This is a genomic window from Segatella copri (assembly GCF_009494395.1).
Taxonomy (GTDB): Bacteria; Bacteroidota; Bacteroidia; order Bacteroidales; family Bacteroidaceae; genus Prevotella.
Genome location: NZ_VZCB01000055.1, coordinates 22,063 through 31,204, shown reverse-complemented (window position 1 = coordinate 31,204; position 9,142 = coordinate 22,063). Strand labels below are relative to the sequence as shown.

At 46.0% G+C, this 9,142-nt stretch carries 6 protein-coding genes and 1 tRNA gene; 3 read left to right on the top strand and 4 right to left on the bottom strand.

The window, feature by feature from the left end; all coding sequences use genetic code 11:
* Both F7D73_RS06985 and F7D73_RS06980 read left to right on the top strand, forming a co-directional pair.
* Window positions 1-353, top strand: a 353-nt coding sequence (locus tag F7D73_RS06985) for a hypothetical protein (protein WP_228117658.1), incomplete at its 5' end; no start/stop codon positions are given.
* A 730-nt stretch (window positions 354-1,083) separates the two neighbouring features.
* Window positions 1,084-2,022 carry a DUF5715 family protein gene (locus F7D73_RS06980; protein ID WP_228117657.1) on the top strand — a complete coding sequence of 313 codons (939 nt, stop codon included), beginning with the start codon at window positions 1,084-1,086 and terminating at the stop codon, window positions 2,020-2,022.
* Between the two features lie 82 nt (window positions 2,023-2,104).
* Here F7D73_RS06980 and F7D73_RS06975 read toward each other — a convergent pair whose 3' ends face one another.
* From F7D73_RS06975 to F7D73_RS06965, 3 genes are all read right to left on the bottom strand, one after another.
* The gene (locus tag F7D73_RS06975; RefSeq protein ID WP_153123396.1) at window positions 2,105-4,360 is read right to left on the bottom strand and encodes a cation:proton antiporter; all 2,256 of its coding nucleotides are present in this window, start codon (window positions 4,358-4,360) and stop codon (window positions 2,105-2,107) included.
* Window positions 4,361-4,451: 91 nt separating this feature from the next.
* On the bottom strand, window positions 4,452-5,675 hold the full coding sequence (pepT, locus tag F7D73_RS06970) for a peptidase T (protein WP_153123394.1): 1,224 nt from the start codon (window positions 5,673-5,675) through the stop codon (window positions 4,452-4,454).
* A 90-nt stretch (window positions 5,676-5,765) separates the two neighbouring features.
* Window positions 5,766-5,839 (bottom strand) — tRNA-Arg (locus F7D73_RS06965).
* A 242-nt stretch (window positions 5,840-6,081) separates the two neighbouring features.
* Between F7D73_RS06965 and asnA the strand changes: the two genes are divergently transcribed.
* A complete protein-coding gene (asnA, locus tag F7D73_RS06960; protein ID WP_153123392.1) occupies window positions 6,082-7,119 on the top strand; it encodes an aspartate--ammonia ligase in 1,038 nt (345 codons plus the stop codon).
* Window positions 7,120-7,254: 135 nt separating this feature from the next.
* Here the strand turns inward: asnA and F7D73_RS06955 are convergent, their stop codons facing one another.
* Window positions 7,255-9,084 (bottom strand): DNA polymerase III subunit gamma/tau, encoded by a 1,830-nt coding sequence (locus tag F7D73_RS06955; RefSeq protein WP_153123390.1) that lies wholly within the window; start codon window positions 9,082-9,084, stop codon window positions 7,255-7,257.
* Window positions 9,085-9,142 lie beyond the last annotated feature (58 nt).

The window sequence follows — 9,142 nt, the reverse complement described above, 5'->3', positions numbered from 1 at the left end:
TCGCCCTCGCAGTTGCTTTCTACAAGATACCTTATCCTATATCCATAGATGCTAATGGTGAGGTCATCAATCAAAGAACAGTGCAAGTGTTTGTGCCATATAAGTATTTGTATCTTTTCGATAAGCCAAGGACTGCTCATGTTTCTTTTGAGGGCAATGACAATACATCTTATAACTGCAACATTGTAAGCCATAAAGCCAGGCTCATACATAGGGAAGATGGCAACTATTTTATGGCTATAGCCACAGTGAGCACACAGGGACAAAATACTCCTATACTGCAAAAGTATATGAAAGCCGATGTGAGAATCATCGTCAGCAATAAAACGTTATGGCAACAGGTATTCGGATAAACTATATCCGAATACCTGCTGTTTGTTTTTGGATGCATATTGTGTTGGTAAGCATCAGATTTTACGCAAAAGTTCTAATTTTCATAAAATTCCTCTTGTAAATCATTGGATATTTAGAAAAATATCGTATCTTTGTCCCCGAATTAAGGCGTTCTTTGCATATTGCAAAATACAGAAACGAGCAGAAGTCCGCTCGTTTCCATATTGTTACCTATATAATATAGGCAAACGCCCAACTTCTTGATTTTCAATCAAAGTCCAATTTAGAGCGAGTTAGTTTTTTTAACAAAGGGCCAAGAAGTTAACAGGTTAACAGTTAACAGTCGTTTTTTGCATCCTCCCCCTTTCCTTACCTTATTAAATATAAATATATATATACTTATTTCTTGTATATGAGTGGGGAAAGTATGCATTTTGGGGCTGTTAACTGTTAACCTGTTAACCCTCATCTGAAAAATTCTCCTTGTCGAGTCCTCCTCTTATGTAAGCTAAGTGCCTTATATGATGGCTGGTAAGAGTCATCAATGATGACCGGCACGAGGCTTAAATGATGCCTGGCGATGGTGATGGATTGATAGTGTTTGGATGGTAAGAACAAAGCTTCGGAAGTAGGGAATATCGTTTTTTTCTAGTAGAACTTATTAAAAAGACATTAAAAAGTTTTGTATTATGAAATTAATGATGTACTTTTGCCATACTTTTTATAGAAAATTGATTATAACTCTTGATAATGAAATTAAAACATATTATCCTACATATAGTAAATGTTGTTCAGGCAATGTCTGGCAAGAACCGTTTCTTGCTGGGTTTTGTCGTTGTTGTGTGTGTCCTGGCTTTGGTGAGATTGATCAGTCCGGGCGTTGCTGAACCAAGGACTTCTGTTGCTGATTTGAGTGTGGCGGATAGCCTGGCTACGGATTCCGTTGATCAGCTTGCGATGGCAGAAGAAGACAAGGAAGAGGAGAATAAGGCTGCAAATGAGATAGCTGAGACATCTGATGATTTGGCTCAGGAAGCTGCCGGAACAGGTTCGGAGACGGATGCTGCGGCAGATTCTTCCAATACGCCTTCTATTTTCTTCGATAAGAATGGCAAGGAGGTGAAGCATCGTATCTTTTCGGTGCCTCATTTCGGCAATACTTTCCCTGACCAGCAGGATGTGCAGATTCTGGCTGCCAACAAGTATGGCGTGAATCCGGTACAGAACCGTGAGGAGGCTGAGCATAGTAAGGGTAAGCTGGTGTATGTGGGCAGCAATCCTTTCTTTTATGTGGATAAACTGAATAACAGTATACCTTATCTGGTACCTAGGGCTTCGGTGCTGCTGCAGGATATCGGTCGGGCTTATTTCGATTCTTTGCAAATCAAGGGCATTCCTTTGCATAAGATTATCGTTACGAGTATTCTCCGTACCAAGGATGATGTGGCGAAGCTTCGTACCCGCAATGGCAATGCTACCGAGAATTCCTGCCATCTTTACGGTACTACCTTTGATGTTTGCTACAACAGATATAAGCAGATTCAGACTCGTCAGCAGCCTCGCCGACAGGTGCAGAATGACACCCTGAAATGGGTGCTCAGTGAAGTGCTGAGAGATATGAGAGACCGCAACCGGTGCCTTGTAAAATATGAGGTAAAACAGGGCTGCTTCCATATCACCGTGAAGTAGATTGCTTATGGTGATTTCAATTGATATTATATAAGATTAGGGCGTGTCGTTCTTTATAGAATGGCACGCCCTAATCTTTTATTTAGTTTTTGATTCTTTTCAAATCGTCAGGTTCGCCTACCAGCCAGATGATATCTCCCTTTTCGAATTTTCGGGATGGTGAAATGCGGGTGAGGTTTTCCTGACCTTCTTCCAATCCTACGACCATACAGTTGTAATGGTCGCGGATGCCACTCTCGATGAGCGTCTTGCCCAGAAATTCGCTGGTAGATGAGATGATGAGCTGACTCAGCTTCATCTCGCGCTTCTCTATCTCGGCATCTTCCGGCATCAGATCGCTCTGAAGAGCTGTGTTGAACTTCTGAAGCTGGTCGTCATTTCCAATCACCTGCAACTTGTCTCCAGGAAAAATAACCATATCTCCATTTGGGATATTGAGGCGATGGGAACCACGGTGAACGCTACTCATGTCTACACCAAAACGTTCACGAAGATGCAGCTCCCTGAGTGACTTGCCTGTCCACGTACTGTCTTCCGGTACTTCGAACTCACTGATATGAATATCTCTATCCAGCAGTCTGCCCTCGTAGAGTGGGCGTTTTTCGCCATTCACCTGAGCCGCAATATCTCGTGAGCGGAGATTGTGGACGAAGACGCGCTCCATCACAATGCTGCGCTTCTTGATGCGGCGGGAGGTGATCATCAGCATCACCACAATGCCTCCGATGCAGATCATCAGCGCATTGGTGAAGCGGGAGAGGAAGTTGATGATGTAGAAGATGAAGGCCAGGGCTATGACGAAGCGGACAAATACCGTAAACAGCAGAGGCACACGGTTGATGCTGCTCTCTACCCATAGGCGTTTCCACTCTGCACTGTGGTTCTTCTTCATTACGATGGCACGTAGGAATGGAGCTATCAGCAGCACCGTAAGCAAGCCGGTGATGGCGTTGGCGTACCAATGAAGATGCCAGCCTGGCAACAGATTGCGCATCAGAGGCAATACGAAGGTGAACATCAGGGCAATGGTAGCTGCCGCGAGTATCGAATAGGCTACGGTGTTGATGGTCATCTGCTTAATCAGCGATTTCCACTTGCTCTGCTGCTGGGTCTGCGGATGGCTCATCGCAAAATGGTTCAACACATGGATGAGCTTGTCGGGCAGATGCTTCTCCATCACCTGATAGGTAGGCAGCGCCAGACGGATCATGTAAGGCGTCAGGAAGGTGGTGATGACACTCACCGCTACGACTACCGGATAGAGGAAGTTGCTGATAACGCCAAGCGACAAGCCCAGCGAGGCGATGATGAATGAGAACTCGCCAATCTGAGCCATCGAGAAACCGCAGCGCATGGCCGATTTCAAAGATTCGCCTCCGAGCATGAAGCCGAAGGTGCCCAGCGTGGCCTGACCTATCAGTATCGTACCCACCAGGGCAAGGATAGGCAGGGCGTATTCTATCAGAATCTTAGGGTCTACCAGCATACCTACTGATACGAAGAAGATGGCTCCGAAAAGGTTCTTGACCGGTTCTACCAGCTTGATAATCTTCTCAGCTTCAATGGTTTCTGCCAGGATGCTACCCATGACGAAGGCTCCGAAGGCACTGCTGAAACCTACCTTGGTGCTCAGTACAGCCATGCCGCAGCATAAACCCAGCGATACGATAAGCAGGGTTTCGCCATTGATGAGCTTTCTTACCGAGCGGAGGAACCAGGGGATGGCGAAGATGCCTACGATGAACCAGACGCCAAGGAAGAAGCCTATCTTGACGATGGAGGCAAACATCTGACCGCCATCGGGATTGCTGCCGCTCGCTATCGCTGACAGCATCACCATCATGACGATGGCCAGGATGTCTTCCAGAATCAGTACGCTCATCACCATCGAGGCAAACTTCTGGGTGCGCAGCCGCATGTCGTCGAACGCCTTATATATAATAGTGGTGGAACTCATGGCAAGCATACCGCCCAGGAAGATACAGTCCATCCTTCCCCAGTCGAAACTGTGGCCCACGCTGATGCCCAGCATCATCATGGAGAAGACGATGACCACGGTAGCAATGATAGGCGATGCTCCCATCTTCACGATTTTCTTGAAAGAAAAGTCGAGACCCAGTGAGAAGAGCGTAAAGATGACACCGATGTCAGCCCAGGTCTTGATGTCCGTCTCGTCCATTACCGACATAGTGTAGGGCATGTGGGGAGAAACGAGGAAGCCTGCCACAATGTATCCCAGCACCAGCGGTTGCTTGAGCCGCTTGAAGATGAGGGTAACGATGCCGGCTACCATCAGGATGAGGGCGAGGTCTTTTACTAAAAAGGGAATTTCTGCCATAATTTTCAGTTTATGATAATCTCTCAGTAAATATTCGTATTCATTTATGAAAATGGGGAATTTAGATGTGCCTAAATTCCCCATTTTTGTATTAGTCGTTGTATTCTTCTGTGATTTCTGCAATCTTCACGATAGTATCCACCACCTTCTGCATAACCTGGATGCTCACAAACTCGTGAGGACCATGGAAGTTGACACCACCGGCAAAGATGTTAGGGCAAGGAAGACCCTTGAAACTGAGCTGTGCTCCATCGGTACCGCCACGGATAGGCTCTACACGAGGAGGAACGCCGCTCTCCTGCATCGCCTTGAGTACGATGTCGATTACATGCATGTTAGGGTCAATCTTCTCCTTCATGTTGTAATACTGGTCGTAGATTTCGGCAGTAACCGTTCCTTCGCCATATTTCTCGTTCATCTTCTCCACACACTTCTCGATGAAGTCCTTGCGGTCTTCAAACTTTTCTCGGTCGTGGTCGCGGATGATATAGCTGAGCTTGGCTTCCTCGCAACGGCTCTCAATGCCGAGCAGGTGATAGAATCCCTCGTAACCCTCTGTCTGCTCAGGAGTCTCGGTCTCAGGTATCATATTCTGGAACTCTACAGCCAGGCGGCTTGCATTCACCATCTTGCCCTTGGCGTAACCTGTATGTACGCTTACTCCCTTGATATGAATCTTGGCAGCAGCGGCATTGAAGTTCTCGTATTCCAGGTCGCCCAGGTCGCCACCGTCAACGGTGTAAGCCCAGTCGCAACCAAACTTCTCTACATCGAAGTGATGGGCACCCATACCGATTTCCTCATCAGGATTGAAGCCCACACGGATGTCGCCATGCTTGATTTCCTTATGGTCGCGGAGGTAGCACATGGCCTGTACGATTTCAGCGATACCTGCCTTGTCGTCTGCACCGAGCAGGGTAGTACCGTCTGTCACGATGATGTCCTCACCCTTGTGAGCCTTGAGCTCAGGGAATTTCTCGACGCTGCTGATGATTCCAGGGCTCAGTTCGATATCCTTGCCGTCATAGTTCTTGATGACGCGGGCCTTGATGTCCTTTCCGCTGGCGTCAGGACTGGTATCCATGTGTGAAATAAATCCGATGGTAGGGGTCTTTTTCTTGGTATTTCCCTTGAGGGTGGCGTAGACATAGCCCATGTCGTCCATTTCGACATCGGTCAAACCTTCGTCCTCAAGTTCTTTCTTGAGATACTTGGCAAATTCCAATTGTTTTGCAGTACTAGGCACACTTTGAGAATCTTCGCTCGACTGTGTGTCGAATTTTGTGTAGTTTATGAAACGTTCTACTAAATCCATGTTCTTAATTATTAAAAGTAGTCAATTCTCCAAGGGGGTGCTCTTTAGAAGTAGGGGCGTTCCATGGAGCCTTGAAAATAGTATTGAAAGTGATCCCGATGGGATTCAAACCCATGACCTTCAGAACCGGAATCTGACGCTCTATTCAACTAAGCTACGGGACCGATGCTGCAAAATTACGGATTTTATTTGGAATAACCAAATATTTGCTTGATTTTTTACTATATATTATAATGTATATAGGGAAAAAGGAATAAAATATTCGGCAAAATGTCACTAAAAGTATAAAAATAGTTATCACTTTGCAAAATAATAGGGAAAAATGCTTGCAGATTAATAATTTATTTGTACCTTTGCACCCAACAATAGAGAATAAACGATAATACAAAATAAAAACCATACGAAAATGAGCAAATTGATAAAACCTGAAGGGTACAAGGCGCTGTTGGATATGCGCCAGACCGAAATGGGTATCAAACTGATAAAGGAATTCTTTCAGCAGAATCTGAGTACAGAGCTTCGCCTTCGCCGCGTTACTGCTCCGCTCTTTGTACTGAAGGGACTTGGAATCAATGACGATTTGAACGGCGTGGAGCGCCCTGTAAGTTTTCCTATCAAGGACTTGGGGGAAGCTCAGGCTGAGGTGGTGCACTCTCTTGCCAAGTGGAAGAGACTTACCCTTGCCGAATATAATATAGAGCCTGGATATGGCGTGTATACTGATATGAATGCAATTCGTGCCGATGAAGAACTCGATAATTTGCATTCGCTTTATGTTGACCAGTGGGACTGGGAAGCTGTGATAACCCGCAAAGACCGTACTATCGCCTTCCTGGAAGACATAGTGCGCCGCATCTATGCAGCTATTCTCCGCACGGAATATCTCACTTGCGAGCATTATCCTGAAATCAAGCCATTCCTGCCAAGAGAGATTCATTTCATTCATGCACAGGATTTGCTGGATATGTATCCTGATATGACTCCAAAGGAGCGCGAGGATGCTATCTGTGAGAAATACGGCGCTGTATTTGTTGAGGGTATTGGCGGCGAGTTGAGCAATGGCGAGAAGCATGATGGCAGAGCTCCTGACTATGATGACTGGAGTACTGTTGCTGAAAACGGGAAGGCAGGATTGAATGGTGATATTCTGATCTGGTATCCTGTTTTGGGCCGCAGCTTCGAGCTCAGTTCCATGGGTATCCGTGTAGATAAGGAGAGTCTGCTTCGTCAGCTGAAGATTGAGGGTAAGGAAGATAGAGAGAAGCTTTATTTCCACCAGCAGCTGTTAAGTGATAAGTTGCCTCTCAGCATCGGTGGCGGTATCGGTCAGAGCCGTCTCTGCATGGTGATGCTTCATAAGGCTCATATCGGAGAGATTCAGGCTAGTATCTGGCCAGAAGAAATGCGTAAGGAATGTGATGAGGCAGGAATGCCACTGATTTAATGTCCCCTTTGCGTGTCTCGTTTTTCGATTATTATTTAAGATTAAATATTGAAAATCAATAGTTTATAGGTTCATAAAATGAAAGAGGTTATGTCGGTGATGGCATAACCTCTTTTTCTTATATTTGTTTTCTTGTTATGTGAGTGCCAGATTAAAGATACTGACCATTCTCTTGAAGGCAGGATTGCTATCCATGATGTTGTCGAAGACTTCACGCTTTGAAAGAATCTTTTTGATTTCATCGGACTGGGCTAGACGATAATCTATCTGGATCTTGTCGTTGTGTAAACCCTGTACAAATGTAGGGCGAATCCTGTTCTTGATATCGAGAATGTCATTCAGCAAGAGCTGGTTGTCTACCACTACTTCTATATTCGGAAATTCGGTAATTGTCGGCGTAACTGCCTTCATGCGGTTGGCAAGACCGATAAGTTCCTTGATATTCTGCATTCTCATACACATGTTGATCCATAAGCCTTCTACCTGCTCCTGGTTGAAAGAATGGTTCATCTCCTGGACTTCGTTGGCTGCCGGTTGTTCATCCTTCAGCTTGTCTATCGGATTGAATGTGCTATGCGCTCTCTCTTCGTTCTTTTTAAGATTGGAGAAAGTCATGCCTATACCTTTGAAATTCACATTTTTGACACTTGTAGCCGTTGCTTTGACAGGCTGTTCCTGCGACTGTTGGCTCTGAGAAGTCTGAGAGTTTGGGGTAGGCGATACCTTAGCGGCAGCAATAGGAGTATTGCTGCTGCCATCTTGCCCCGCACCTGCACCCTGAGCAACAGGTTTAAGCTGGGCAACAATTTTCTGAAACAGGGATTTTAATCTGTGGGGCGTGCGCCCCGCACTAGGCACATCCTGATCTTCGGGCTGGGTAATCTGTCCTACCTGGATAAGGGTAAGCTCTACCAGCAATCGCTTGTTTGAACTCTGGCGATATTGTACATCGCAGTTGTTCATGATCTTGAGAGCCTTATATAAAAAAGGAGTAGGAGCTTTCTGTGCCTGTGTCTGATATTTGGCTTTCTGCTCTTCACTGGTTTCCAGCAGTGGCAATGTCTGAGGATCCTTTGCCATCATCACATTGCGTACGTGCTGCGCCAAGCCTTGAATCATGTTTCCACCATCAAAGCCTTTGCCCAATATTCCGTCAAGAACCAGCATCATCTCGCTCACCTTGTTTTCCAAGGCAAGATCTACGATTCGGAAATAGTTGTCACTATCCAGAACGTTGAGGTCTTCTATCACCTTCTTGTAGGTGATGTCGCCCTGGCAGAAGCTGGCAGCCTGGTCGAAGATGGAGAGAGCGTCTCGCATACCTCCGTCAGCCTTTTCTGCAATGACGGCAAGTGCCTGCTCCTCATACTTGATGCCTTCCTTTTCTGCTACCATCTTCAGATGGTTGATGGTGTTAGGCACGGTCATGCGCTCGAAGTCGTAAATCTGACATCGGCTGAGAATGGTAGGCAGAATCTTGTGCTTTTCGGTAGTGGCAAGGATAAAGATTACATGCGAAGGTGGCTCTTCCAGCGTTTTGAGGAAGGCGTTGAAAGCTGCGGCACTCAGCATGTGTACCTCGTCGATGATAAACACTTTGTATTTTCCTACCTGTGGCGGAATGCGGGTTTGCTCCATCAAGGTCTTGATTTGGTCAACACCGTTGTTGCTGGCAGCATCCAACTCAAAGATATTGAAGGAACGCTGTTCGTTGAACGCGCGACAGCTCTCGCATTCGTTGCATGCCTCACCGTCTTCGTTAGGGTGCTCGCAGTTGATTGCCTTGGCAAAAATTCGGGCACAAGTAGTCTTTCCCACACCTCTCGGACCGCAGAAAAGATAGGCATGAGCCAACTTGCCGCTCTTTACTGCATTTTTCAAAGTGGTGGTCAAAGCAGCCTGTCCAACTACCGAGTCAAAGGTCATTGGACGGTACTTTCTAGCAGAAACTATATATTCTTCCATTATTTTTTCTTAATTGATGATGCAAAGATAACAAAAAAATATTATCTTTGCAAACAAA

Bases quoted from the DNA above. Each gene is read 5' to 3' on its own strand.
- F7D73_RS06955 (WP_153123390.1), bottom strand. From the start codon at position 9,084: ATGGAAGAATATATAGTTTCTGCTAGAAAGTACCGTCCAATGACCTTT.
- pepT (WP_153123394.1), bottom strand. From the start codon at position 5,675: ATGGATTTAGTAGAACGTTTCATAAACTACACAAAATTCGACACACAG.
- F7D73_RS06975 (WP_153123396.1), bottom strand. From the start codon at position 4,360: ATGGCAGAAATTCCCTTTTTAGTAAAAGACCTCGCCCTCATCCTGATG.
- asnA (WP_153123392.1), top strand. From the start codon at position 6,082: ATGAGCAAATTGATAAAACCTGAAGGGTACAAGGCGCTGTTGGATATG.
- F7D73_RS06980 (WP_228117657.1), top strand. From the start codon at position 1,084: ATGAAATTAAAACATATTATCCTACATATAGTAAATGTTGTTCAGGCA.